The sequence below is a fragment of the Mesorhizobium neociceri genome, from assembly GCF_013520985.1.
Lineage (GTDB): Bacteria > Pseudomonadota > Alphaproteobacteria > Rhizobiales > Rhizobiaceae > Mesorhizobium > Mesorhizobium neociceri.
On record NZ_JACDTY010000001.1, the window covers coordinates 638,732 to 663,002 of the forward strand.

The following is a 24,271-nucleotide window of genomic DNA, read 5'->3' on the forward strand; positions in this document are numbered from 1 at the left end:
GGCCGCTACGCCAGCCAGTCGGCAAGCTTCGCCTTGCGCACGTCCTTCAGCAGGGTGATGAAACCGTCGGCCTGATGCTCCGCGGTCAGCCGGCCTTTTTCTGCTGTGGCGATCGAGGCGTCGCCGACGACGCCGTTCGGGTTGAGATCGCTGGCGATCCAGGCGAAGGCGTGCGTTCCGGTGTGGCGCAGCAGCGCAAACTCCGTCTCGGCGCGGGCGACCTTGGAGACGAAATTGTCGGCCTTGCCCATGTCGACCAGGTCCGGGCGGAAATGCAGCATCAGCGAGGTCTCGACGTCGCCGCCGTGAATGCCGTGGCGATCCTCCAGCTCGGTGTACATGCCGGCCGGGCGACCGAAGCGCTGCCAGCTGGTCTTCACCGCCAGCATCCTTTCACGCACGCGCAGTTCGCGCGTGACGATGCCCATGATCTCTTCATTGCCGCCATGCGAGTTGACGACGATCAGCTTCCTCACCCCGGCGCGGGCGATGGACAGGCCAAGCTCGGTCCAGGCATCGACCAGGGTCGTCGCCGGCAAGGTCAGCGTGCCCGGCGCATGCAGATGCTCGTTCGACTTGCCGACCGCCTGGACCGGCAGGATGCGGATGTCGAGATCGCCGGGCAGGCGGGCGATCACGGTCTCCAGCATGCCGTTCATGATCGATGTGTCGGTCGACACCGGCAGATGCGGGCCATGCTGCTCGATCGCCGCCACCGGCAGCACGGCAATCGTCGCCTCCGGATCGATCGCGGCGTATTCGGTGGTCCGGTAGTCGCCCCACCATACGCGTCTGTTTGCAACGGTCATGTCATGCCTCTTTCATAGATGAGCCAGCCTTAGAGCTGGAACCCGAAATTGTCGATCCGGCCCTCCGCTATGGCTTCGGGTGTTCGTCGCTTGGAAAGCCAATTCTGCGGCTTTCCATCCGCTTCGCGGACCGCTCCTTACCCAGCCGCGATCGCCTCGACCTCGACCTTGAATTCCGGTCGCGCAAAGCCTGACACGATCATCAGCGTCGAGGCTGGCGCAGGGCTGGAAAACAGGCGGTCGCGGACGTCCATATAGGGCCGCAGATGCGCTCGGTCGGTGACGTAGGCGTTGATGCGAACGATATCGCCTAGCCCCAGGCCGGCCTCGCCGAGGATCGCTGCTATGTTCTGGAAGCACAATTCGGCCTGCGCGCCGGCATCCTCCGGGATCTGGTCATCCGCGGTGATGGCGACCTGACCGGAGCACAACACCAGCCGCTTGCCTGGGGGCACCTCGACCCCGTGGCTGTAGCGGGCGAAAGGCGGCTTGATCGACTTCGGGGTGAGGAATCTGAACATGGAAATCTCCTGGATACGGCCAGCCTAGGGCCCGAAAGCAAGTCCCTCAAGATGCGGTGCATGTCGCTCGGGCGATTGTGGACAGGCGTCCAAAAAATAGGCACGATGCCTCCCGCACAGCATGACCCGTCCGGTCTCGGCAATGACGTCCGCGTGAAGCAGGCGGTCCGGGCGGTGGCATGTGTCTTGCTTCTTGGACCAATGGTGTCGAGCCCGGCGCGTGACGCTCCGGAGCCAACAAAGGGTGGTGTCGATGTACGGAAGACAGAAGATTTTGGCTGGCGCGCTCGCGCTGCTTGGGGCCAGCACGCTAGGTGCGGCCGCGAACGAAAAGGTCACCTTCGGCACCAACTGGCTGGCCGAGCCCGAGCATGGCGGCTACTATCAGGCTGTCGCCGACGGAACCTATGCCGCATGCGGCCTCGACGTGACGATCTCGCAGGGTGGTCCGCAGGTCAGCGGGCGGCCGCTGCTGCTGGCCGGCAAGCTCGATTTCTACATGGGCGGCAATCTCTTGTCGGCCTTCGACGCCGTCCAGCAGGGCATTCCGATGCGCGTCGTGGCGGCCGATTTCCAGAAGGACCCGCAGGTCATCATGTCCCAGCCGGGGCAGGGGCTGGACAAATGGGAAGACCTGAAGAACGCCGACCAGTACATACTCGGCGACGAGGGCGCGCAGACCTTCTTCCAGTGGATGGTCACCGAGCTCGGGTTCGATGCGGCCAAGCGCGTGCCTTACACCTTCAATCCCGCGCCCTTCATCGCCAACAAGAAGTCGATCCAGCAGGGCTATGTCACCTCGGAGCCATTCGCGGTGCAGAAAGCGGGCGGCTTCCTGCCCAACCAGTTCCTGCTCGCCGACTATGGCTGGGAGACCTATGCGACCACCGTCGAGGTCATGCAGGACACGATCGACAAGCGGCCGGAGGTCGTCCAGTGCTTCGTCGATGGCTCGGCCAAGGGCTGGTACAACTACCTCTACGGCGACAACAAAGCCGCCAACGACATGATCAAGAAAGACAATCCTGACATGACGGATGAGCAGATCGCCTTCTCGATCGAACAGCTGAAAAAGTTCGGCGTGGTCGATTCCGGCGATTCGGAAAAGCTCGGCATCGGCGCCATGACCGACGCACGCATCCAGAGTTTCTACGACAAGATGGTCAAGGCCAAGGTCGCGCAGCCCGGCATCGACATCAAGAAGGCCTATACGCTGGCCTTCATCAACAAGGGCGTCGGGCTCGAGCTGAAGAAGTAATCGTGAGACTGGAGACAATGGCGCAGGCGCCCATGACGGCATCGGGTGAAAGCCCGATGCTGCTGGCGCTGCGCCATGTTGGCAAGGTGTTTTCCAACGGCGTCACGGCGCTGAGCGATGTCGATCTCACTATTCGCGAGGGTGATTTTCTCAGCCTGCTCGGGCCGTCCGGCTGCGGCAAGTCGACGGCGCTCAGGCTGATCGCCGGCCTGTCGACGCCGACCTCAGGCGTGCTCGACTGGCGCGGCTCGATCGACCGCGCCAACATCGGCTTCGTCTTCCAGGAGCCGACGCTGCTGCCCTGGGCCAATGTCTTCGATAATGTCTGGCTGCCGCTGCGGCTAAAAGGCATCTCGCGGGCCAAGGCTGCACCGGCGGTGACGGAAATGCTGGCGCGGGTGCATCTGACCGGTTTCGAGAACGCAGTACCGCGCGAGCTTTCCGGCGGCATGAAGATGCGCGTCTCGATCGCGCGCGCCATGGTGACCAAGCCACGCATCCTGTTGATGGACGAGCCGTTCGCCGCACTCGACGAGATCACCCGCTTCAAGCTCAACAACGATCTTCTGGAGCTGTGGCAGGACGAGCGCTTCACCGTCGTCTTCGTCACCCACAGCGTCTTCGAAAGCGTGTTCCTGTCCAACCGTGTCGTCGTCATGGCGGCACGGCCGGGCCGCGTCCATGCAGAGTTGGCAATCGATGCGGCCTATCCGCGCGACGAGGTGTTTCGCACCTCGCCCGACTATGCCGCGCTCTGCCGCCAGGCCTCGGACATTCTGGTCAATGCCATCAACACATCAGCCGGACCACACCATGACGGCCATTGAGCAAACCGTGCTGACCCTCGATCCGGAGGAGGCCGGCCGCGTGCGCCAGGAGCGGCTGGAGCGGATCGGCCGATGGGTCTTGCCACTGGCGATCATGATCCTGGCGATCTGGCTGTGGGATCGCGTCTGCGTCTGGAATGAGATCCCGAAATACATCCTGCCGCGCCCGGGCGTGGTGCTGCAGACGCTCTATGACGATGCCGGGCTGCTGTTCTCCTCGCTGCTGGTGACGCTCAGGATCACCTTCCTCAGCCTGGTGCTTGCCGTCATCGGCGGCGTCGGGCTGGCGGTGCTGTTTGCGCAATCGAAATGGGTGGAGATGTCGTTTTTCCCCTTCGCCATCGTGCTGCAGGTGACGCCGATCGTGGCGATCTTCCCGCTGATCAACATCTATGTGAACAATCAGACGGTGAAACTGCTGCTCTGCGCCTGGATCGTCGCCTTCTTCCCGATCCTGTCCAACACCACGCTTGGCCTCAATTCGGTCGACCGCAACCTGCGCGACATGTTCAAGCTCAACGGCGCGACGCGCTGGCAGCAATTGCGCTATCTCAGGCTGCCGGCGGCGATGCCGTATTTCCTCGGCGGCCTGAAGATTGCCGGAGGCCTGTCGCTGATCGGCGCCGTGGTGGCCGAGTTCGTCGCCGGCGCGCAGGGGCAGTCGTCGGGATTAGCGTCGCGCATCATCGAGGCCGGCTACCGGCTCAATGCACCAAGGCTGTTTGCGGCGCTGATCCTGATCTCGCTCACCGGCATCTTGATCTTCCTGGTGCTGTCGCTGGTGTCGCATCTCGTCCTGCGGCGCTGGCACGAGAGCGCGCTGAAGCAGGAGCGATAGGGAAATGTCGGCGCGAAACACCCCCCTCTGGCCTGCCGGCCATCTCCCCCTCAAGGGGGGAGATCAACTCTCATTTTTGCTTTCACCAATCATTGCCACAAGATGGGCGCTGTCAGCGAAACTGCTAATCTCCCCCCTTGAGGGGGAGATGCCCGGCAGGGCAGAGGGGGGCAGTTCTTGATTCCAACCTCTGGCTCTTTCCATCTCGCCAATGTCCGCGTTCATCGATCCCTGACGCCAGGCCTCACCGCAACCTTCGATGCTGACGGTTTCGCGCTGGCCGACATCACCGTCGCCGACGGCAAGATCTCAGGCATCGCCGCGCATAAGAAATCAAAAACGCTGGCGGATGCCATCGACCTCGCCGGCCGCATCGTGCTGCCGTGTTTCGTCGATTGCCATACCCATATCGACAAGGGCCACATCTGGCCGCGCAAGCCCAATCCCGACGGCAGTTTCATGGGCGCGCTCAATGCCACCGGCGCCGACCGCGCCGCGCGCTGGAGCGCCGAGGATGTCGCGCGGCGCATGGATTTCTCGCTGCGCTCGGCCTATGCGCACGGCACCAGGGCGCTGCGTACGCATCTCGACAGCGTGCCGCCGCAAGAGGAGATCTCCTGGCCGGTGTTCGAGGCGATGCGGGAGAAATGGCGCGGCCGCATCGAATTGCAGGCGGCCTGTCTGCTCGGCATCGAAGGCGTGCGCGACAAAAAATGGTTCGAGAGATTGGCCAAGCGGGTCGCTGCGGCCAAGGGCGTCCTCGGCGTGGTCACCTATATGGTGCCCGACCTTGAGGAGCTGCTCGACAAGGTGTTCGCCGAGGCGATCAAGCATGGGCTCGACCTCGATTTCCACGCCGATGAGACCGACGATGTCGCGGCGATCTCGCTGAAGAAGATCGCCGAAGCTGCCCTCTGGAATGGCTTTGAGGGCAACATCCTGGTCGGACATTGCTGCTCGCTGGCACGCCAGCCGGACCTCGACGTGCTGGATACACTGGACAAGGTGGCCAAGGCCGGGCTGGCGGTTGTGTCGCTGCCGATGTGCAATCTCTATTTGCAGGACCGGCGTGCCGACCAGACCACGCCACGATGGCGCGGGGTGACGCTGCTGCACGAGATGAAGGCGCGGGGCATTCCGGTCGCCGTCGCCTCCGACAACACCCGCGACCCGTTCTATGCCTATGGCGATCTCGACATGCTGGAGGTCTACCGCATGGCGACGCGCATCCTGCATTTCGACCATCCGGTCGGGGACTGGCCGCAGGCGGTGGCCTCGACGCCGGCCAAGGTGATGCGGCTCGATGGTGTCGGCACGCTCGCCACTGGCGGCAGCGCGGATTTCATCGTCTTCAAGGGCCGGAGCTGGACGGAATTGCTGTCGCGGCCCGAATCGGATCGCATCGTCGTACGCGACGGCAAGGCGATCGACAGGCAATTGCCCGACTATGCCGAGCTCGACGAACTGATGGTGGACTAATGGATGTTTCGGCGCTCAAACGCGATCTCGACGGGATAAAACTCGATGACAATCCGGCCATCGTCCAGCAGAAGAGCCGCGACTTCTACTGGTACAGCCCGGTGCTGAAGCAGCAGCTCGACCATGTCACCGGCGACCTGATCGTGACCCCGAAAAACGAGACCGAACTGATCCGTGTGCTCGCCGCCTGCCACCGGCATGGCAGCCCGGTGACGCCGCGCGGCAGCGGCACCGGCAATTACGGCCAGGCGATGCCGCTGTCTGGCGGCGTGGTGCTCAACCTTGCCGAGATGAACGAGATAACGACCATCGCGCCAGGCCGCGTGGTGACGGGACCGGGCGCGATCCTTGCCGACATCGACAAGGCGACGCGGGCGCATTCCGGGCAGGAGCTCAGGCTGTCGCCGTCGACCTACAACACCGCCTCGATCGGCGGCTTCATCGCCGGCGGCTCCGGCGGCGTCGGCTCGATCAATTTTGGCGGCTTGCGCGATTTCGGCAATGTGTTGCGCCTGCGTGTCGTCACCATGGAAGCGGAGCCGAAGGTTCTCGAACTCACCGGCGAGGATCTGCATAAGGTGACGCACGCCTATGGCACCAATGGCATCATCACCGAAGTCGAGATGCCGCTGACGGCGGCATATGAATGGATCGACGTGATCGTCGGCTTCGACAGCTTCATGCCGGCCGCCCGCTACGGCAATGCGCTGGCCTGCCAGGACGGCATCCTGACCAAGCTGATCACGCCGATAGCCGCCCCGGTGCCGCAGCTCTACTTCAAGCGCCACCAGAAGTTCCTTAGGGAAGGGCAAAGCATCTGCGTCGTCATGGTCGCACGGCATGGGCTCGATGCGTTCCTCGCCTTCACTCGCCGCGCTGGCGGCGAGGTCATCTTCAATGCAGCGACGGCGGCGGACGAGGACAAGAAAGGCCTGCCGCCGGGTTTCGAACTGGCGTGGAACCACACCACGCTGCGGGCGCTGCGGGTCGATCCCTCGATCACCTATCTGCAGTCGCTCTATCCGTTTCCCAACCAGTTGGCGCTGGTCGAGAAGATGGATGCGATGTTTCCGGGCGAAGTCTTCTCGCATCTCGAATTCGTGCGGCTCGACGGCAATATCACCTGCTTCGGCCTGCCGCTGGTCAAGTTCACCACCGAGGCGCGGCTCAACGAAATCATCCGGCTGCATGAGGAGAATGGCTGCCCGATCTTCAACCCGCACCGCTACACGCTGGAAGAGGGCGGCATGAAGCAGACTGATGAAATCCAGCTCGCCTTCAAGCGCGAGACCGATCCGCAAGGGCTGCTCAACCCCGGCAAGATGATCGCCTGGGAAAATCCGGACTACGACTATCGCTCCGGGCGGACTTTTTTGTTCAAGGGATTGCAGAAGGTGGGATGAGAGGTTGCGCTTGAACACCCCCCTCTGGCCTGCCGGCCATCTCCCCCTCAAGGGGGGAGATTATTCGCTCCGCCGCTTTAGCCAATCTCCGACGTTGGAAGGAAGAGCCCGGCGTAAAAGCTGCCAATCTCCCCCCTTGAGGGGGAGATGCCAGGCAGGGCAGAGGGGGGTGCCTCGCACTGACCTCGCGGGTATTCTCCTGTGAAAGTCCTCGTCCTCTATGCGCATCCGATGGAGACCAGCTTCAATGCCGGCCTGCACCGGACGATCGTCGAACGGCTGACGGCGGCGGGTCATGAGGTCGACGATTGCGACCTCTATGCCGAGGATTTCGATCCCAGGCTGACGCGTGGGGAGAGGCTGGACTATCATAACCAGCGCAGCTCCGCAGACCCGGCAGCACCCTATGTCGAGCGGCTGTTGCGGGCCGAAGCACTGGTGCTGTCTTACCCCGTCTGGAATTACGGCTTTCCGGCAATCCTGAAAGGCTTTTTCGACCGCGTGTTTCTGCCCGGCGTGTCGTTCAAGCTGGTGGACGGCAAGGCGCAGCCCTCGCTGCACAACATCCGCAAGCTGACGGCCGTCACCACCTATGGCGGCGACCGGTTTCGCGCCATGTTGATGGGCGATCCGCCGCGCCGGCTGGTCAAGCGCATGCTGCGCGCGACGATCAAGCCCGGCGCCTCGGTGTCCTACCTCGCGCATTATTCGATGAACCTGTCGACCGACGAGACACGGGCGGCCTTCATGGCCGAGGTCGCGGCCGGGATGGATGAATTCTGATGCGTGTGCTGGTGGTCTACTGCCATCCAGTGCCCGAAAGTTTTTGCGCTGCCATCCGCGATACAGCGGTCGACGTGCTGACGCGCAGAGGCTGGGAGGTGCGGCTGCTCGACCTCTATGCGGAAAAGTTCGACCCGGTGATGGGGTGCGAGGAGCGGCGCGCCTACAACGACCGCGCGCCGGAGGATCCGGCGCTGAAGCCGCATTTCGAGCATCTCGCCTGGGCGCAGGCGATCCTCTTCATCTACCCGACCTGGTGGTACGGGCTGCCGGCCATGCTGAAGGGATGGCTCGACCGGGTCTGGGCGACCGATGTCGCCTTCAAGCTGCCGGCGGGCAAGGGGCGGATCCAGTCGCTGATGACCCATGTCACCAAGGTCGGCGTCATCACCACTTGCGGCGCGCCGACCTGGTGGAGCGTCGTCGTCGGCCAGCCCGGCCGCAAGACGTTGCTGCGCGGCATGCGGGCGCTGTGCGCGACGCGCTGCCGGACCTTCTTCCTGGCGCATTATCTGATGGATGCCTCGACGCCAAAGAGCCGGGCGGCGTTTTTGGTGAAGGTGCGGGCGAAGCTGGAGCGGTTTTGAGTTTTTCACCCTCCCCCTTGTGGGGAGGGTCGGCATGCGAACGCCGCGAAGCGGCGATCGCGTGCCGGGGTGGGGGTGCGACGGAACGAGAGTCTTGGCAGACCCCCACCCCGATCCGCTACGCGGATCGACCCTCCCCACAAGGGGGAGGGTAAGGAGCGCTACATCTTCGTCCGTTCCGCCTTCGAATCGTACATTGGCTTCAGCGATGCTTCGGCGGCGAAGCGTTCGCCGGCGATCTCGATCTCATAGGACGAGGACAGCACATCCGCCTCGCTTTCGCCCCGGCACGGCACATAACCCAACCCAATGGCGCCGCCAAGATGATGGCCGTAGTTGCCTGAGGTGATCGGGCCGACGATCTTGCCGTCGCGCAGGATCGCCTCGTTGTGGAAGAGCAAGGGTTGCGGGTCTTTCAGGCGGAACTGGACCAGCCGGCGCGACAGGCCGGCTTCCTTTTTCTTGAGCACGGCATCACGGCCGATGAACTCGCCCTTTGCGGTCTTCACCGCAAAGCCGAGGCCGGCTTCCAGCACATTGTCCTCGTCGGTGATGTCGTGTCCGAAATGCCGAAAAGCCTTTTCGATGCGGCACGAATCCAGCGTATGCAGGCCACAGAGTTTCAGGCCGACATCCGCACCGGCCTCGTCGATCGCCTCGAAGACGTGCGCCGCCTGGTCGGTCGAGACATAGAGCTCCCAGCCGAGTTCGCCGACATAGGTGACGCGGTGGGCGCGCGCGAGACCCAAGCCGATTTCGATCTCCTGGAAGGTGCCGAACGGATTGTTCTCGTTGGAGAAATCGTTGGGGCTGATCTTCTGGATGAGCTTTCGCGCATCGGGACCCATCAGGCAAAGCACGCTTTCAGCCGCCGTCACATCGGTAATGACGACGAATTCCTCGCCGACATGCCGGCGCAGCCAAGCGAGGTCGCGCTGCAGCGTCGCGCCCGGCACGACGAGGAAATATGCCGTATCCGAGAGGCGTGACACGGTGAGATCGCTTTCGATGCCGCCGCGCTGGTTGAGCATCTGCGTGTAGACGATCTTGCCGGGCGCCACGTCCATGTCGTTGGCGCAGAGCTTTTGCAGGAAAGCGCAGGCGTCGCGGCCCTCGACGCGGATCTTGCCGAACGAGGTCATGTCGAACAGGCCGACCTTGTTGCGGACCGCCAGATGTTCCTCGCGCTGGTTGTCAAACCAGTTCTGCCGCTTCCAGGAGTAGCGGTATTCACGCTCCTGTCCTTCGCGGGCGAACCAGTTGGCGCGCTCCCAGCCGGCGACCTCGCCGAACACCGCGCCGCGTGCCTTGAGGTGTTCATGCAAAGGCGAGCGCCGGACATTCCGCGATGTCGCCATCTGCCGGTAGGGGAAATGGTCGGCATAGAGCAGGCCTAGCGTCTCGGAGACCCGCTCCTTGAGATAGCGGCGGTTCTTCTGGAATGGCTGGGCGCGACGGATGTCGACTTCCCACAGGTCGAAGGGCGCTTCGCCATCATTGATCCACTGTGCCAGCGCCATGCCGGCGCCGCCGGACGACACGATGCCGATCGAGTTGTAGCCGGTCGCCATCCAGTAGCCGGACAGTTCCGGCGCCTCGCCGAGATAGTAGCGGTCGTCCGGCGTGAAGCTTTCGGGACCGTTGAAGAAGGTGTGAATGCCGGCGGTCGCCAGCATCGGCATGCGGTTGACGCCCATTTCGAGGATCGGCTCGAAATGCTCCATGTCCTCGGGCAACTGGTCGAAGCAGAAATCCTCGCGGATGCCGTCCATGCCCCACGGCTTGGCCACCGGCTCGAAGGCGCCAAGCATCATCTTGCCGGCGTCCTCCTTGTAGTAGGCGCATTCGTCCGGCACGCGCAGCACCGGCAGCCGGCCGAGGCCGGGGATAGGCTCGGTGACGAGATAGAAATGTTCGCAGGCGTGCAGCGGGATGGTGACGCCATTCTGGGCGCCGAGTTCGCGCGCCCACATGCCGGCGCAGTTGACGACAATGCCGGCCTCGATGGTGCCCTGGTCTTCGCCCTGCGCCCAGGAGACGCCGGTGACGCGGCCGGCTTTGGTGTGAACCTTGGTTACCTTCACATTCTCGACGATGGTGGCGCCGCGCTGGCGCGCGCCCTTGGCCAGCGCCATGGCGATGTTGGCCGGATCGCACTGGCCGTCGAGCGGCAAATGGACGGCGCCGACCACGTCGGACACGTTGAGATGCGGGTACATCTCTTTGACTTCCCTGGGCGAAATCTCGCGCACATCGACGTCGAAGGCGCGGGCCAGCGACGCCTGCCGATAGATTTCGTGCCTGCGCTCCTCGGTCAGCGCTACGGTGATCGAGCCGACCTGGCGCATGCCGGTGCCGACTTCGGTTTCGGCTTCCAGCTTGACGTAAAGGTCGGCCGAATATTTTGCCAGTCGCGTCATGTTCTGCGAACCGCGCAGCTGGCCGATCAGGCCGGCGGCGTGCCACGTCGTGCCCGAGGTCAGCTGCTTGCGTTCGAGCAAAACGATGTCGGTCCAGCCGAGCTTGGCCAGATGATAGGCGACCGAGCAGCCGGAGACGCCGCCGCCGATGATAACCGCGCGGGCTTTCGTGGGAATCGTCTTGGTCATGCGGCCTCGCGGCGATAGCTGGATGCAAAACGGCGCAGGCGTTTTGCGGCTTCCTGAAGCACCGGTTCCGGCTGGCAAAGGCTGATACGGATATGGCCGGCGGCAGCATGGCCGAAGCTGGAGCCGGGCATGACGCCGACCTTTTCGGCGTCGAGCAAAGCCCAGGCGAATTTCTCGTCGTCCGGCTCGACGGCCGAGATGTCGAGCATGACATACATGCCGCCTTCGGAGCCGTGCACGGTGACATTGTTCATGCCGCGCACGGCGTCGAGCAGGACAGTGCGCCGCGCCGCATAGCGTTCGGCGATCTCCTTGACGCCATAGCGGTTCTCCAGCGCCTCGGCGCAGGCGATCGAGATGAAGGCCGGCAGGCCGTAGGTCGTCACCAGGTTGAGGTTGGTCAAAAGCGTGATCATCTGAGCCGGGCCGGTCAGCCAGCCCATGCGCCAGCCGGTCATGCCGTGGCTCTTGGACATGGAATTGATGACCAGCGTGCGCTCGGCCATGCCCGGCAGGCCGCGCGGCGAGACGTGCTCGCCGCCGCCCAGCGTCCAGTAGACCTCGTCCGACAGCAGCCAGAGATCGTGCTCTTTGCAGATATCGGCCAGTTCTTCCAGCCGCTCGCGCGAATAGACGGCGCCGGTCGGGTTGTTCGGCGTGTTGATCAATATGGCGCGCGTGTTGGGCTTGAGCGCCGCGCGGATCCTGTCGGCGCGCGGCTGGAAACCGTCCTCGGCCGGCGTCTCGACCACGGTGAAACTGGCGCCGGCGGCGCTGAACGTGTTGGGGTAGGTGGCGTAGTAGGGCGCCACGACGATGGCATGGTCGCCCTGGTCGAGAACGGCCTGGACGGCGGCATAAAGGGCTGCCTGGCCGCCTGGCGTGGCGATCACCTGGTTGGGGCTCGTCTCGATGCCGGTGCAGGCGGTCGACGCGGCTGCCATTGCCCGGCGCAGGCGCGGAACGCCGGGAAGCGGCGTGTAATGGTGGTTGCTGCCGCGCACCGCGGTCACGCAGGCTTCGATCGTTTGCGACGGCGTATCGAAATCATGGTCGCCGACCGACAGCATGATGATGTCCTGGCCGGCCTCCTTGCGGGCCCAGGCCTCGGTGTGGACCTCCCAGCCATCCTTGCCCGAAGGCACGATGCCGGAAATGCGCTTTGACGGTCTGGGCATCATTGAACTCCCGAAATCTGGTAACCGGCCTGTTCGAGCCGGTCGCGCAAGGCAGCGATGTGGGCAGGGCCGACTTCGCAGCACCCGCCGACGATGGTGGCGCCGGCCTCGACCCAGCCGAGCGCCTGTTCGGCATAGGCATCCGGACCAAGGTCGTGGCGCGCGTGCAACACATCGACGGTGCCGCCGTGCTTGAGCGCTTCGGTGGAGGTGAAGCCGTTGGCATAGGCGCCTACCGGGCCGCCGAGATCGATCAGCTCGGGGAGTGCCGCGGCGATCGCTTCGGGCCGACAGCAATTGACCAGCCTTGCTGCGAGCTGCAGGCCGTCGAGTGCACGAGAGGCTGCGGCGATCGCTTCGCCGCTCCGCAGGCGCGGGGTGCCGTGGTCGGCCAGCGTCCACGACACCCAGACCGGCTTGCCGCTTTCCGATGCCGCTGTGACGGCCGCGCGCGCTTCATCGGCGGACGCCATGGTTTCGCACAGAAAGAGATCGACGCCGTCCGCCTGCTCGGCAACGATGCGGCGATAAATGTCGAGTGTGTCCTGATAGGAAATGGTGAGCGCCGGCGCATAGCTGCCGAACAACGGCGACAGGCAGCCGGCGATGGTTGCCTCTCCGGCTTGCTCGCAAGCTTGCCTTGCAAGCTCGATGCCGCGCTTCTGCAGCGGCTTGAACAGCTCCTCCGCGCCCTCGCGCGCCAGCCGCTCCGGCGTGGCCGAATAGGTGTTTATGGTGATAACACGGGCGCCTGCACGGATGAACTCCGCATGCAGGTCGCGCACCAGATCCGGTTCGTCGATCAGCACCCTGGCCGACCATAGCGGCGTCGGTTCGGAGCTGCTGCGGCGGACCAGCTCCTGGCCCATACCGCCATCGGTGAGGATAACTGTCTTCACGCACGCAGCCTCTCGTTCCTAGGATCCCACAGCGGCTCGTCCTTCTGCACGACCGCTCGAAAACGATCGCCGAAGATTTCAATCTCGATGGCGGTACCCGGTTCAGCCAGGTCGGCGCGCAGCATGCCGAGCGCGATCGACTTGTCGATGCGATGGCCCCAGCCGCCGGACGTCGTTTCGCCGACGATCTTGCCGTCATGCCACAGTGTCGACACCGACGGCGCGTCGCAATCGCCGGGGTTTTCGACCACCAGCGTGACGAAGCGCTTCTTCACGCCTTGCTGCTTTTCGTTCTGCAGGGCTGCCTTGCCGCGGAAGTCGGCCTTGTCCCATTTGACGAAGCGTTCCAGCCCGCCCTGCAGGATCGTGTAGTCGGTCGAAAGATCACCCTTCCAAGTGCGGTAGCCTTTTTCCAGCCGCAGCGAATCCAGCGCATACATGCCGAACGGCTTTAGGCCGTGCTTTTGTCCCGCCGCCCAGACGGCGTCGAAGATGGCGCCGGTGTCTTCCACCTTGGTGTGGATTTCCCAGCCGAGCTCGCCGGCGAAAGAGACGCGCACCAGTTGGCACCAGTGTCCGGCGATCTGCGCCGACTGATGCGAAAGCCAGGGCAGCGACAGGTCGGCGTCGGTCAGTTCAGAGAGAACGCTGCGGGATTTCGGCCCGGACAGGATCTGGCAGCTGAAGGCGTCGGTGAGATTTTGCAGCGTGAGCTGATTGGGTCGCGGCAGATGGTGCTGCAGCCACTCGAAATCGTGCTGCTCCGCCACTGAAGCGGTGATCAGGAAGAAGAGATCCTCGGCCAGCGCCATGATCGACATTTCGGTGACGATGCGGCCCTTGTCGTCGGAGAAATAGCCGAGGCCGATGCGGCCGGGTTTCGGCACCAGGCCGGTGATCATCGTCACCAGCCAGTCACGGGCGCCGGGGCCTTGCAAGCGGAAGCGCGAGAAGCCGGGCAGGTCGAGAATGCCGGCGGCGTCGCGCACCGCCAGGCACTCTTCGCGTACGCGATGTTGCCATGGCCCGTCGCGGCGGAAGGTCAGCGTCGCTTCCTCGGACGTGTCATCGCCCGGTTGCGCATACCAGGTGGCGCGCTCCCAGCCATTATAGGCATCGAACTGGGCGCCAAGCGCCTTGATACGGTCGTGGATCGGCGACAGCTTGCGGTCGCGCCCCGCGGGCCAGGCATGGCGCGGGAACTGGATGGCGTATTCGTTGCCATAGATCTCCATGCCCTTGGCGACGCTGTAGTCCGGTGCAGCGGCAAAGGCGGTGAAACGGCGCGGATCGCACGACCACATGTCCCATTCGGTCTGGCCTTCGGTGATCCACTCGGCCAGCACCTTGCCGGCGCCGCCGCCTTGCGCGATGCCGAAGGTGAAGACGCAAGCCTCGAAGGCATTGGGCACGCCCGGCATCGGACCGATCAGCGGGTTGCCGTCCGGCGCATAGGGGATCGGGCCGTTGATGACCTTCGACAGGCCGGCCGTGCCGAGGATCGGCACGCGAGCGATGGCGTCGGCCAGATAGTGCTCGAGACGGTCGAGGTCGTCGGGGAACAGCTGGAAGGAAAAATCCTCCGGCATCGGATCGTTGTGGGTCGCCCAATGGGCGCGGCAATTGCGCTCATAGGGGCCGAGGTTCATGCCGTTCTTTTCCTGGCGCAGATAGTAGGAGGTGTCGACGTCGCGCAGCAGCGGCAGTTTCTTGCCCTGTTCCTTCGACCACGCCATCAGTTCGGGGATTTCCTCGAACAGTATGTACTGATGGCTCATCACCATCATCGGGACGTCGCGGCCAAACATTTTGCCGACTTCGGCCGCACGATAGCCGGCGGCATTGACGACGATCTCGCAGCGGATCTCGCCTTGCGGCGTTTCAACCACCCACTCGTCGTTCTCGCGGCGCACGCCTGACACCGGGCAGAAGCGGATGATTCTGGCGCCCATGTCGCGCGCGCCCTTGGCCAGCGCCTGCGTCAGCTGCGCCGGGTCGATGTCGCCATCGCTTGGGTCGTAGAGCGCGCCTTTCAGATCATGCGTCTCGATAAAGGGATAGCGGCGCTTGATCTCATCAGGGCCGACAATGTCGATGTCCATGCCCTGGTAGCGGCCCATGCCCTTGGCGCGCTGGAATTCCTGCATCCGCTCCTTTGTGTGGGCGAGGCGGAGCGAGCCGGTGACATGGTAGTTCATGGGATAGTCGACCGCGTCGGCCAAGCCGCGATAAAGCTCGGTCGAATAGCGCTGCATGTTCATAAGCGACCAGGAGGACGAGAAGGTCGGCACATTGCCGGCGGCATGCCAGGTCGAGCCCGATGTCAGCTCGTTCTTTTCGAGCAGCACGCAATCGGTCCAGCCCGCCTTGCAAAGGTGGTAGAGCGAGGACGTGCCGACGACACCGCCTCCGATGATCACCACGCGTGCCGTGGTCGGCAAACCGGCCATGTTCTTCTCCCAAACCTGAAGCGCGTTGCGCTTCTATTTTTGCTTGATGCATGTCGTTATCCCAAAACCGCTGCACACTTTTGGGCGACATGCATTCAATAAACAGGCGGTGAAACCACCCAGATGACCACGGCCGGCTCGGTGCCGGGATTGCGCCAGCGGTACGGCTTGCGCTCGAAGCGGAAGGAATCGCCTTCGACAAGACGGTGCCAGACACCCGCTATCTCGATCTCGAAAATACCCGAGGCGATGTAGCCGGCTTCCTCTGTCGGCCGCAGCTGTTCGCTCTTCAGCTCCGCGCCCGGCGCGAAGATCGAGCGCACCATCTCGAAACTACCGCCGAGATCGGGCGAGAGAAGCTCCTCCACCAGGCCGGATTCGCTTGTGCCAAGCGTGCGCCGGCTGCCGGCGCGCACGACAACGCCACGCTCCTTCTCGATCGGCACGTCGTGGCTGAAGAACAGGCTGAGCGGCACGCCGAACAGGTCGGCGAAGGCCCTGAGGTCGCCCAGCGAAGGGATCGACAGGCCGCGCTCGACCTGGCTGACCCAGCCGACGGAGCGGTCGAGCTTGAGCGCGATCTCGGCCAGCGTCAGCCCACGCGCCTTGCGCAGCGCACGGATATCGCTCGCCAGCAGGCGCTCGTCAGGTCCCTGCAATGTTTTGGCGGTAGCTGGGGGCAAAACGCTCACTTGATGAAAATTTGGAAGTGAATTTCATGAAAGCCCACGCCCGTGAAAAAATCAAGGGGATTTTCATGAGGCTACAAGATTTGCTTGCGCGATTTTGGCGGTTCATGCAAAGGCTCGGCCGCGAACGGCGTGTGTGGGGACGTCCGGGCGGCGACCAAGGATTGAAATCTGCGCAAGGTCTTCTCCGAAAGCCGGTCTGGCCTTCCGAGTATGCGCAAAGGGACGGCCCATGCTGGAAAAAAACGCCCTGAGAGCGCAGGATACGGCTGCTGTCGACGAGGCAATCCTGTCGCGTCGTTCGGTGCGCGCCTTTCTGCCCGACATGGTCGATGACGAGACGATCCGCGCCATTCTTGGCGTCGCCGCGCGCGCGCCTTCGGGAACCAACATGCAGCCCTGGCGGGTCTATGTGACCAAGGGCGAGATCAAGCAGCAGATCACCGATGCCATTCTCAATTCCGGCATTCGCGCCGAAAAGGCCGATTGGGACGAGTATCGCTACTACCCCACCCAGTTCTTCGAGCCTTATCTCACCCGCCGTCGCGCCAATGGTTTCGGGCTTTACGGCGCGCTCGGCATCGGCCGCCGCGAGGTCGACAAGATGCGCGCCCAGCACGACCGCAACTTCGTCTTCTTCGATGCCCCGGTCGGCATGATCTTCACCATCGACCGGCGGCTGAACCAAGGCTCGTGGATCGACTACGGCATGTTCCTGCAGAACATCATGGTGGCGGCGCGGGGCAGGGGCCTGCACACCTGCCCGCAGGCCGCCTTCGCGCCCTATCATCGGCAGATCCGGCCGGTGCTCAACATTCCCGACGAGGAGATCGTCGTCTGCGGCATGGCGCTCGGCCTTGAGGATACGTCCAAGCCCGAAAACGACTTCCGCACCGACCGCGTGCCTTTGGAAGAGTGGGTGACGTTCAGCGAATAAGGCGAGCCTTAGCTCGCCCGTTCTATTCTACGGTCAATTGTGCGCCGTGGCCGCTGACATGGGCGCCGTCCTGCGGCGTCAGCTTGAGATAAGCAATCAGCGCACACAGCGTGATGACGCCCTCGACCACGAACAGGATGCGGAAGTCGTTGGTCACCGCCGGCCCGCCGCCAGCCAGGAACGACAGCAGCGCGGCGGCCAGGCCGACGCTGATCGCCACCGCCAGCTGCCAGAGAATGTAGTAGAGGGCGCTGAAGCGAGCGAGTTGTTCGGGCGCAATGTCGGAATAGGCGAGGTTGCCGGTCGAGGCCCACTGGGCTGAGCGCAGGACACCGAAGGCGAAGATATAGGCAAGCACGATCCAGACCGGCGTTGTTGCCTCGATCAAGGCGAAGCCCGCAACCATCGCGGCAACGATCGGCGTGTTGACGACCAGCACGCGGCGAAAGCCGAAGCGGTTGAGCAGGCGCGGCATGAACACACGCATGATCAGCGATCCGATCGCCGCGACGAAGGTCAGCGAGCCCGCCTGCACCGCGCTCATGCCGAAGCCGAGCTGGAACATCAGTGGTAGTAGGAAGACGACGGAGCTCAGGCCGATCGTATCCAGCCCGCCGCCGGTGAGGAAGGAGATGCGGAAGGTGCGGATGCGCAGGAGCTTCAGGTCAAGCAAAGGGTTGCGGGCACGCAGGCAGTAGAAGGAGGCAAGCGTCAGGATGACGATCGCCAGCGCCAGCTCTGCCGCGATCATGCTGGCGGCCGCATCTTTCGCCGCAAGCGAATCCATGCCGAAGACCAGCAGGACAATGCCGCTGCCGACCAGCAGGAAGCCCGGAAAATCGAATGGCGTGCGCACCGGCTTGGTGACCGTCGGAAACAGCGAGGCGGCAAGGACGGCCGCCGCCAGCGCGAACGGCACGTTGATGAAGAAGATCCAGCGCCAGGAAATGTAGGTGGTCAGCGCGCCGCCGACGAGCGGCCCGACCAGCGGTCCGGACTGTCCGGCCAGCGAGATATACATGTTGATCTTCAGCGTGCGGCTGCGCGGGAAGGTCGACAGGATGACGACCTGGCCGAGCGTACCCATCAGCGCGCCACCAAAACCTTGCAGCGCGCGGGCGCCGACCAGCGTCCAGATGTCGTTGGAGAGCCCGCACAGCGCCGATGACGCCGCGAACACCAGCAAGGCAAAGCAGTAGACGTTGCGCAGGCCGAAGCGGTCGGCGGCCCAACCGCCGAGCGGCATCGAGATGATCAGGCTGGCGACATAGACGGTGATCAACAGGCCGAGCTGGCTCGGCGGGCGGGCGAGGCTTTCGCTGATGCCGGGCAGCGCGGTGACGACGACGTTCTGGTCGAGGCTGGTCATGAACACGCCGCAGGCGACCGTCAGCGGCAGCAGGAGCAAGGCTCTGGCCGACACATCGGCGCGATCCGTGGCGCCGGCGGATAGTTCTGCAGTCATGGGGATATTCGAACCAAACGACGATGCCGACTCTGAGACGGGATTTTTCAACCCCTTGGACCGGTTGGGCGGCCATGTTTCCCACCATGGGCCTCCGCTGCAGGATTCTCTAGCGGCAGAGCCGGCTGGCCTTGATGCCAGAGGCCGGATGAATGGACCTTTTTTACCGCGCCCGCTACTGCACCTCGTAGCCGACTTCGTCGCTCGCATGGCAGAGCGCCTTCCAGAACGAGCGGGCGAAGGAGCGGAAGACATAGATATCGAACTGGTCGGCGCCGGTGCGCTGGATCTGCGCGAAGACGTCGTGATGGGTGGTCGAGCGGCCGGCGCCGATGGGGAAGGCGGGCAGCGCGAAGTCGATGGCGAAGAATTTCGCCAGCACCCATTCGGCCTTCGGCCCGGCGATGCGGATGGCGGTGCGGCCATGGGAGAGGTCGGTGACGGTGCCAATGGCTGGGGTGACGACCTTGGCAAAGGCCGCTGCCAGGCCCTCGGCCGCGTCGGCGACGGTGAATTTTCCCGGCGCGAATCCGAACACAGCCTTGGCGCCATCGGCAACGCCGCCGCCGGCACCATCAGGCAAAGCGAGGCCGGTGACCTTGCGGATCGCCTCGATCAGCCGCTTCTCTTCGCCCGGCCATGCGGCGAGCTGCAGGATCGAACCCGGCCGGGTCTCGGTCAGGATGACATCGACGCCATGCTCGAAATTGCCGTGCGAGCCCGGATGGAACACCGGCTCGAGCGGCGAAAGGCGTTCGGGTATTTGGCGCTCAGCCATGCATGCGGCTCCCGTCCGGGTCGTAGAAGTGGTTGGAGACGATCTCGACCGGCCCGAACCGCTTGCGCAGCGGATCGGAGATAAAGGCGCGCGTGCCGTGCCTCGCCTTGCCGCCTTCGACCAGGGCCAGCGCGATATGCTTGCCCAGCGCCGGCGAATAGCAGCAGGCGGTGATGTGGCCAATGGAATCGTGCGGATTGGCCTCGTCCAGCTCCTCGACGATATGCGCGCCGCCATTGAACGGACGATTGTCGAGCGAGACCAGCCCGACCAGTTGCAGCCGGTCGGGCGCGATCAGGCCTTCGCGGTCCATCATCGCCGAGCCGATAAACGGCTTCTTCTTGGACAGCATCCAGTCGAGATGCAGGTCGCGCGCCGTGGTGCGGCCGTCGATCTCGGCGCCGGTGACGTGGCCTTTCTCTATGCGCATCGTGCCCAGCGCTTCCAGCCCGTAGGTGACCAGGCCGAACGGCTTGCCGGCCTCGACCAGCGCTTCCCAGACATGGGTGCCGTAGCCAGCGCCGGAATAGACTTCGAAGGCCATTTCGCCGGAGAAGGACAGCCGGCAAATCATCACCGGCACGCCGGCGATCCGCCCATGCACGATGCCCATGAAGGGCAGAGCCGTGTTGTCGACCGCTGTGCCGGTGACGCAGGCGGCGAGGATGGCCCGCGCCTTCGGTCCGCCGATGGCGGCACCCGCCCATTCGTCGGTCACCGAAGTGACGTGCACCTTCAGCTCTGGCCAGATGACGTCGAGGAAATATTCGAGATGCTGCATCACCTTGCCGGCATTGGCCGTGGTGGTGGTCATCAGGAAATCCTGTTCGCCGAGCCGCCAGGTGGTGCCATCGTCGAAGGCCAACCCATCCTCGCGCAGCATCAGCCCGTAGCGGGCCTTGCCGACGGCAAGGGTGGAAAACATGTTGGTGTAGACGCGGTCGAGGAATTCCGCCGCATCCGGCCCCTGCACGGCGATCTTGCCCAGCGTCGAGACATCGACGATGCCGGCGCTTTCGCGCGTGGCCTTGGCTTCGCGGACATAGGCCTGCTCGATCGTCTCGCCGGCGAGGCCGTAGATCATCGGCCGGTACCAGAGGCCGGCTGAATACATCGTCGCGCCATTGGCGAGGTGCCAGTCATGCATCGGCGTCAGCCGCTCGGGCTTCAAATCGCCGAAGCGCTCCGCCGCTAGCGAGCCGATCGACACCGCCGAGTAGGGCGGGCGGAAGCGCGTCGTGCCGACTTCGGGGATCGGCTTGCCGAGCGCCTCGGCCATGATGGCGAGGCCCGGCACGTTGGAATTCTTGCCCTGGTCGGTCGCCATGCCAAGCGTGGTGTAGCGCTTCAAATGCTCGACGGAGACAAAACCTTCGCGATGCGCCAGCCGCACGTCTTCGGCGGTCACGTCGTGCTGGAAGTCGACGAAGCTTTTTCCTTTCGCCTTGATCTCGAACACCGGCGCCGGATCGGGACTTCCCGGGGCTGCTTCGACATCCGGCAAGGCTGCCGGCGCGCCCGTTGCACCGGCGGCCGAAAGTCCAGCGGCGCGGCCTTCGGCAATGGCTTCGACGGTCGAAAAACTGCCGTTGAAGGCGCCGGCACCGACCCACCGCTGTTGCGTTGGCTTCGGCGGCAGGAAGGCCTGGCGGGCGGCGTTCCACTCGGCCCTGGCGCCAGCCTGGCTGGCGAGGTGGATGGTGGGCGACCAGCCGCCCGACATCAGCAGGCAATCGGCGTGGATGCTGCGGGCGTCGCCGCTCAGTACGCCGGAGTTCATGTCGAAGCGCTGTACCTTGAGGCCACTCAGCGCCTTGCTGCCCTCGGTGGCGACCACGGCATGGCCGGAGAGGATTTCGGCTTCGGCCTCGGTGGCGAGGCTGCGCATCTCGGCCGACAGTTCGGGGCGCACATCGACGATGGCGACAATGGCCGCGCCGGCCTTCTTCAGCGCCAGCGCCGAGCGATAGGCGCTGTCATTGTTGGTGAACAGGGCGATCCTGTCGCCGGGCAGCACGCCATAGTCATTGGCGTAGCGCTCTCCGGCATGCGCCAGCATGACGCCCGGCCGGTCATTGCCTGGAAATACCAGCGGCCGCTCAAACGAGCCGGTGGCCAACACCACCGTCTTGGCTCGAATGGCCCAGTAGCGATGGCGCGGCTCGCCCTTGCCAGGCGTTTCCTTGTGGTCGGTCACGCGCTCGAGTGCGGCAAGCGTGTTGCCGTCATAATAGCCCCACGCCGTGGTGCGCGGCAGCAGGCGGACCGTGTCATGGCCTTCGAGCTGGCTGACGGCGCGCGCCGCCCAGTCGGCGGCCGGCGCGCCGTCGATCGTCTCGCCGGACCAGTTGGCCGAACCGCCGAAACGCGGCTCGAGTTCGGCAAGGATGACACGCGCGCCTTGGTCGGCGGCCGTCTTGGCAGCCGATAGTCCGGCCGGGCCGGAGCCGACCACCAGCACATCGCAGAACGCGTTCATGCGCTCGTAGCGTGAGGTGTCGGCGGCAATGCCGGCGCGGCCGAGGCCGGCGGCGCGGCGGATGAAATGCTCGCAGAACATCCAGAAGCGGGTGCCTTTCAGCGGGCCGAAGACCGGACCCATGAAGGTCTTGTAGTAGAAGCCGGCGGCCAGGATCCTGCCGCCGAGCTGGTTGATGGCGTTGACGTCCCAGGCGAGCGAGGGAAAGCGGTTCTGGCTGACGGCAACCAGCCCGTCATAGATCTCGACCATGGTCGCGGCGATGTTGGGCTCGCGCACCTCGCCACGCAGCACCGTCACCAGCGCGTTCGGCTCCTCGACGCCGGCGGAGAGCACGCCGCGTGGGCGGTGGTATTTGAACGAACGGCCGAACAGCGTGACGCCGTTGGCAAGCAGCGCCGAGGCCAGCGTGTCGCCGGCATGGCCGGTGTAGGGCGCGCCGTCGAAGGTGAAGCGGATGGTGCGCAGCCGGTCGATGCGGCCGCCGGTCTCGGTGCGGCGCGGGCTCACGACTTGCCCCCCGCCTTGTGCCGGGCGGCGGCATTGTGGTCGCCGCGGGCGAAACCGGTGCTGGAAATCTCATGCGTCAGCGTGTTGCGCACCATCCTCAGATGCGTGCGGCAGCCACCGGAATGCTGCCAGATCTCATTGTGGTCGCCGGCCGGGTTCAGCCGGTCGTAGACATAGGCGTTCCAGGCGTCGAGGTCCTGCGAGTTGGGCTGCGGGCGCTCGCGATTGCCGTCGCCCTGATAGGTGAACTCGATGACGTCGCGCGGGCCGCAATAGGGACAGGTAATAAGCATTTGTTTGAACCCTAATGCAGCCGGGGCGTCGCGCCCTGGCCTTTGTCGTCGATCACCAGGCCGCGATAAAAACGGTCGAGCGTGAACGGCGCGTTGAACGCGTGCGGCTCGTCCTTGGCGATGGTGTATGCGAAGCACCAGCCCGAGGCCGGCGTCGCCTTGAAGCCGCCATAGCACCAGCCGCAGTTGAGATACATGCCGGGCAGCGGCCCGGCGGTGATGATCGGCGAACCGTCCATCGACATGTCGCAGACGCCGCCCCACGAGCGCAGCATGCGCACGCGGGCAAGGCCGGGAAACAGGGCCAGCATCTCGCTCATCACCTCGTCGACGATGGGCAGATTGCCGCGCTGGGCGTAGCTGTTGTAGCCGTCGATGTCGCCGCCATAGACGAGGCCGCCCTTGTCGGACTGCGACATGTAGAAATGACCCATGCCGAAGGTCAGCACCGTGTCGATGAAAGGCTTTAGCGATTCGGTGACGAAGGCCTGCAGCACATGGCTCTCGATTGGCATTCTGTCGACGCCGGCAAGCTGCATCACCCGTCCGGTGCTGCCGGCGACGGCGACCGCGACCTTCTTGCCGCGGATCTCGCCGCGCGTCGTCTGCACGCCGGTGATGCGGTCGCCGTCGCGCAGGAAGCCGGTGACCTCGCAATTCTCGATGATGTCGACGCCGCGACGGTCGGCGCCGCGCGCATAGCCCCAGGCCACGGCGTCGTGGCGGGCGGTGCCGGCGCGCGGCTGCATCAGGCCGCCGACGATGGGAAAGCGCGCCGAGGCCGACATGTCCAGCGCCGGCACCAGGCGCTTGATCTCGGCGGTGCTCATCAGTTCGGCGTCGACGCCGAGATGGCGCATGGCGTTGCCGCGCCTTGCCAAATCGTCGAACTGGGCCGGCGTGTGCGCAAGGTTCAGGCAGCCGCGCTGCGAGAACATGACGTTGTAGTTGAGGTCGTGCGACAGGTTCTCCCACATCTTCATCGAATGTTCGTAGAAGCGGGTGTTGGAGGGCAGGAGGTAGTTGGAGCGCACCGCCGTGGTGTTGCGGCCGACATTCCCGGAGCCCAGCCAGCCCTTCTCCAGCACAGCCACATTGGTGATGCCGTGCTCCTTGGCCAGATAATAGGCCGTCGACAGGCCATGGCCACCACCGCCGATGATGATGACATCATAGGAAGCCTTGGGGTCGGGCTTGCGCCAGGCCGGCTTCCAGTCCTGGTTTCCCTTGAGCGCGTTCGTGAGAAGCGAAAAGGCTGAATATTCCGCCATTCTTCATGTCATCCCTAGAGCATGATGCCGAAAAGTGTGAAGCGGTTTTCGGACGACATCATGCTCTATATCTTTGATTTTTAGAGCCGGATGATTTCAGGTCGAACAGACCTGAAATCATCCGGCTCGGGTGCGATGCGGCAGACTATAGAGCAGGCGGCGGGCGCAAAGCCAAGATTGCGCCATGGCTTTTCGACTGGCCGACTCC

20 protein-coding genes are annotated in these 24,271 nt (G+C 64.3%); 8 read left to right on the forward strand and 12 right to left on the reverse strand.

Annotated features, from left to right (window positions below):
* Nucleotides 1–5: 5 nt before the first annotated feature.
* Both H0241_RS02965 and H0241_RS02970 read right to left on the reverse strand, forming a co-directional pair.
* Nucleotides 6–809 carry a creatininase family protein gene (locus tag H0241_RS02965; RefSeq protein ID WP_181055922.1) on the reverse strand — a complete coding sequence of 268 codons (804 nt, stop codon included), beginning with the start codon at nt 807–809 and terminating at the stop codon, nt 6–8.
* Between the two features lie 137 nt (nt 810–946).
* On the reverse strand, nt 947–1,330 hold the full coding sequence (locus H0241_RS02970; protein WP_181055923.1) for a RidA family protein: 384 nt from the start codon (nt 1,328–1,330) through the stop codon (nt 947–949).
* A gap of 253 nt (nt 1,331–1,583) precedes the next feature.
* Between H0241_RS02970 and H0241_RS02975 the strand changes: the two genes are divergently transcribed.
* From H0241_RS02975 to H0241_RS03005, 7 genes are all read left to right on the forward strand, one after another.
* On the forward strand, nt 1,584–2,588 hold the full coding sequence (locus tag H0241_RS02975) for an ABC transporter substrate-binding protein (RefSeq protein ID WP_181055924.1): 1,005 nt from the start codon (nt 1,584–1,586) through the stop codon (nt 2,586–2,588).
* Nucleotides 2,589–2,605: 17 nt separating this feature from the next.
* Nucleotides 2,606–3,415, forward strand: coding sequence for an ABC transporter ATP-binding protein (locus tag H0241_RS02980; protein WP_210284757.1), 810 nt, complete (start codon nt 2,606–2,608; stop codon nt 3,413–3,415).
* The gene (locus tag H0241_RS02985; protein ID WP_181055926.1) at nt 3,402–4,253 is read left to right on the forward strand and encodes an ABC transporter permease; all 852 of its coding nucleotides are present in this window, start codon (nt 3,402–3,404) and stop codon (nt 4,251–4,253) included. Before H0241_RS02980 ends, H0241_RS02985 begins: the two co-directional genes overlap by 14 nt.
* A 177-nt stretch (nt 4,254–4,430) precedes the next feature.
* Nucleotides 4,431–5,732 (forward strand): cytosine deaminase, encoded by a 1,302-nt coding sequence (locus tag H0241_RS02990; protein WP_181055927.1) that lies wholly within the window; start codon nt 4,431–4,433, stop codon nt 5,730–5,732.
* Complete coding sequence (locus tag H0241_RS02995) at nt 5,732–7,135, forward strand: FAD-binding oxidoreductase (RefSeq protein WP_181055928.1); 1,404 nt, start codon at nt 5,732–5,734, stop codon at nt 7,133–7,135. The genes H0241_RS02990 and H0241_RS02995 overlap by 1 nt, the downstream gene beginning before the upstream one ends.
* Nucleotides 7,136–7,336: 201 nt before the next feature.
* The gene (locus H0241_RS03000) at nt 7,337–7,918 is read left to right on the forward strand and encodes an NAD(P)H-dependent oxidoreductase (RefSeq protein ID WP_181055929.1); all 582 of its coding nucleotides are present in this window, start codon (nt 7,337–7,339) and stop codon (nt 7,916–7,918) included.
* Nucleotides 7,918–8,505, forward strand: coding sequence for an NAD(P)H-dependent oxidoreductase (locus H0241_RS03005; protein WP_181055930.1), 588 nt, complete (start codon nt 7,918–7,920; stop codon nt 8,503–8,505). The genes H0241_RS03000 and H0241_RS03005 overlap by 1 nt, the downstream gene beginning before the upstream one ends.
* Before the next feature lie 161 nt (nt 8,506–8,666).
* Here H0241_RS03005 and H0241_RS03010 read toward each other — a convergent pair whose 3' ends face one another.
* The 5 genes from H0241_RS03010 to H0241_RS03030 form a co-directional block, all read right to left on the reverse strand.
* Nucleotides 8,667–11,114: a GcvT family protein gene (locus H0241_RS03010; protein ID WP_181055931.1), complete on the reverse strand. Its 2,448-nt coding sequence runs from the start codon at nt 11,112–11,114 to the stop codon at nt 8,667–8,669.
* Entirely contained in the window at nt 11,111–12,292 is a 1,182-nt protein-coding gene (locus H0241_RS03015) for a pyridoxal phosphate-dependent aminotransferase (protein WP_181055932.1), read from the reverse strand. The genes H0241_RS03010 and H0241_RS03015 overlap by 4 nt, the downstream gene beginning before the upstream one ends.
* Nucleotides 12,292–13,191, reverse strand: coding sequence for a homocysteine S-methyltransferase family protein (locus tag H0241_RS03020; protein ID WP_181055933.1), 900 nt, complete (start codon nt 13,189–13,191; stop codon nt 12,292–12,294). Before H0241_RS03020 ends, H0241_RS03015 begins: the two co-directional genes overlap by 1 nt.
* On the reverse strand, nt 13,188–15,641 hold the full coding sequence (locus tag H0241_RS03025) for a GcvT family protein (RefSeq protein ID WP_181055934.1): 2,454 nt from the start codon (nt 15,639–15,641) through the stop codon (nt 13,188–13,190). The genes H0241_RS03020 and H0241_RS03025 overlap by 4 nt, the downstream gene beginning before the upstream one ends.
* Nucleotides 15,642–15,736: 95 nt before the next feature.
* On the reverse strand, nt 15,737–16,279 hold the full coding sequence (locus H0241_RS03030; protein ID WP_181056156.1) for a helix-turn-helix domain-containing protein: 543 nt from the start codon (nt 16,277–16,279) through the stop codon (nt 15,737–15,739).
* A 283-nt stretch (nt 16,280–16,562) separates the two neighbouring features.
* Between H0241_RS03030 and H0241_RS03035 the strand changes: the two genes are divergently transcribed.
* Nucleotides 16,563–17,267 carry a nitroreductase gene (locus tag H0241_RS03035; protein WP_181055935.1) on the forward strand — a complete coding sequence of 235 codons (705 nt, stop codon included), beginning with the start codon at nt 16,563–16,565 and terminating at the stop codon, nt 17,265–17,267.
* Nucleotides 17,268–17,289: 22 nt separating this feature from the next.
* On the opposite strand, the gene H0241_RS03040 is transcribed toward H0241_RS03035, so the two are convergent.
* The 5 genes from H0241_RS03040 to H0241_RS03060 form a co-directional block, all read right to left on the reverse strand.
* Complete coding sequence (locus H0241_RS03040; RefSeq protein WP_181055936.1) at nt 17,290–18,732, reverse strand: MFS transporter; 1,443 nt, start codon at nt 18,730–18,732, stop codon at nt 17,290–17,292.
* Nucleotides 18,733–18,907: 175 nt separating this feature from the next.
* Entirely contained in the window at nt 18,908–19,495 is a 588-nt protein-coding gene (gene soxG / locus H0241_RS03045; RefSeq protein WP_181056157.1) for a sarcosine oxidase subunit gamma family protein, read from the reverse strand.
* Between the two features lie 7 nt (nt 19,496–19,502).
* The gene (locus H0241_RS03050; protein ID WP_181055937.1) at nt 19,503–22,499 is read right to left on the reverse strand and encodes a sarcosine oxidase subunit alpha; all 2,997 of its coding nucleotides are present in this window, start codon (nt 22,497–22,499) and stop codon (nt 19,503–19,505) included.
* Complete coding sequence (locus H0241_RS03055) at nt 22,496–22,792, reverse strand: sarcosine oxidase subunit delta (protein ID WP_181055938.1); 297 nt, start codon at nt 22,790–22,792, stop codon at nt 22,496–22,498. Before H0241_RS03055 ends, H0241_RS03050 begins: the two co-directional genes overlap by 4 nt.
* Before the next feature lie 11 nt (nt 22,793–22,803).
* Nucleotides 22,804–24,063, reverse strand: coding sequence for a sarcosine oxidase subunit beta (locus tag H0241_RS03060; RefSeq protein ID WP_181055939.1), 1,260 nt, complete (start codon nt 24,061–24,063; stop codon nt 22,804–22,806).
* Between the last annotated feature and the right edge of the window lie 208 nt (nt 24,064–24,271).

Bases quoted from the DNA above. Each gene is read 5' to 3' on its own strand.
- H0241_RS02965 (WP_181055922.1), bottom strand. From the start codon at position 809: ATGACCGTTGCAAACAGACGCGTATGGTGGGGCGACTACCGGACCACC.
- H0241_RS02970 (WP_181055923.1), bottom strand. From the start codon at position 1,330: ATGTTCAGATTCCTCACCCCGAAGTCGATCAAGCCGCCTTTCGCCCGC.
- H0241_RS02975 (WP_181055924.1), top strand. From the start codon at position 1,584: ATGTACGGAAGACAGAAGATTTTGGCTGGCGCGCTCGCGCTGCTTGGG.
- H0241_RS02980 (WP_210284757.1), top strand. From the start codon at position 2,606: ATGGCGCAGGCGCCCATGACGGCATCGGGTGAAAGCCCGATGCTGCTG.
- H0241_RS02985 (WP_181055926.1), top strand. From the start codon at position 3,402: ATGACGGCCATTGAGCAAACCGTGCTGACCCTCGATCCGGAGGAGGCC.
- H0241_RS02995 (WP_181055928.1), top strand. From the start codon at position 5,732: ATGGATGTTTCGGCGCTCAAACGCGATCTCGACGGGATAAAACTCGAT.
- H0241_RS03005 (WP_181055930.1), top strand. From the start codon at position 7,918: ATGCGTGTGCTGGTGGTCTACTGCCATCCAGTGCCCGAAAGTTTTTGC.
- H0241_RS03010 (WP_181055931.1), bottom strand. From the start codon at position 11,114: ATGACCAAGACGATTCCCACGAAAGCCCGCGCGGTTATCATCGGCGGC.
- H0241_RS03015 (WP_181055932.1), bottom strand. From the start codon at position 12,292: ATGCCCAGACCGTCAAAGCGCATTTCCGGCATCGTGCCTTCGGGCAAG.
- H0241_RS03025 (WP_181055934.1), bottom strand. From the start codon at position 15,641: ATGGCCGGTTTGCCGACCACGGCACGCGTGGTGATCATCGGAGGCGGT.
- H0241_RS03035 (WP_181055935.1), top strand. From the start codon at position 16,563: ATGCTGGAAAAAAACGCCCTGAGAGCGCAGGATACGGCTGCTGTCGAC.
- H0241_RS03040 (WP_181055936.1), bottom strand. From the start codon at position 18,732: ATGACTGCAGAACTATCCGCCGGCGCCACGGATCGCGCCGATGTGTCG.
- H0241_RS03055 (WP_181055938.1), bottom strand. From the start codon at position 22,792: ATGCTTATTACCTGTCCCTATTGCGGCCCGCGCGACGTCATCGAGTTC.
- H0241_RS03060 (WP_181055939.1), bottom strand. From the start codon at position 24,063: ATGGCGGAATATTCAGCCTTTTCGCTTCTCACGAACGCGCTCAAGGGA.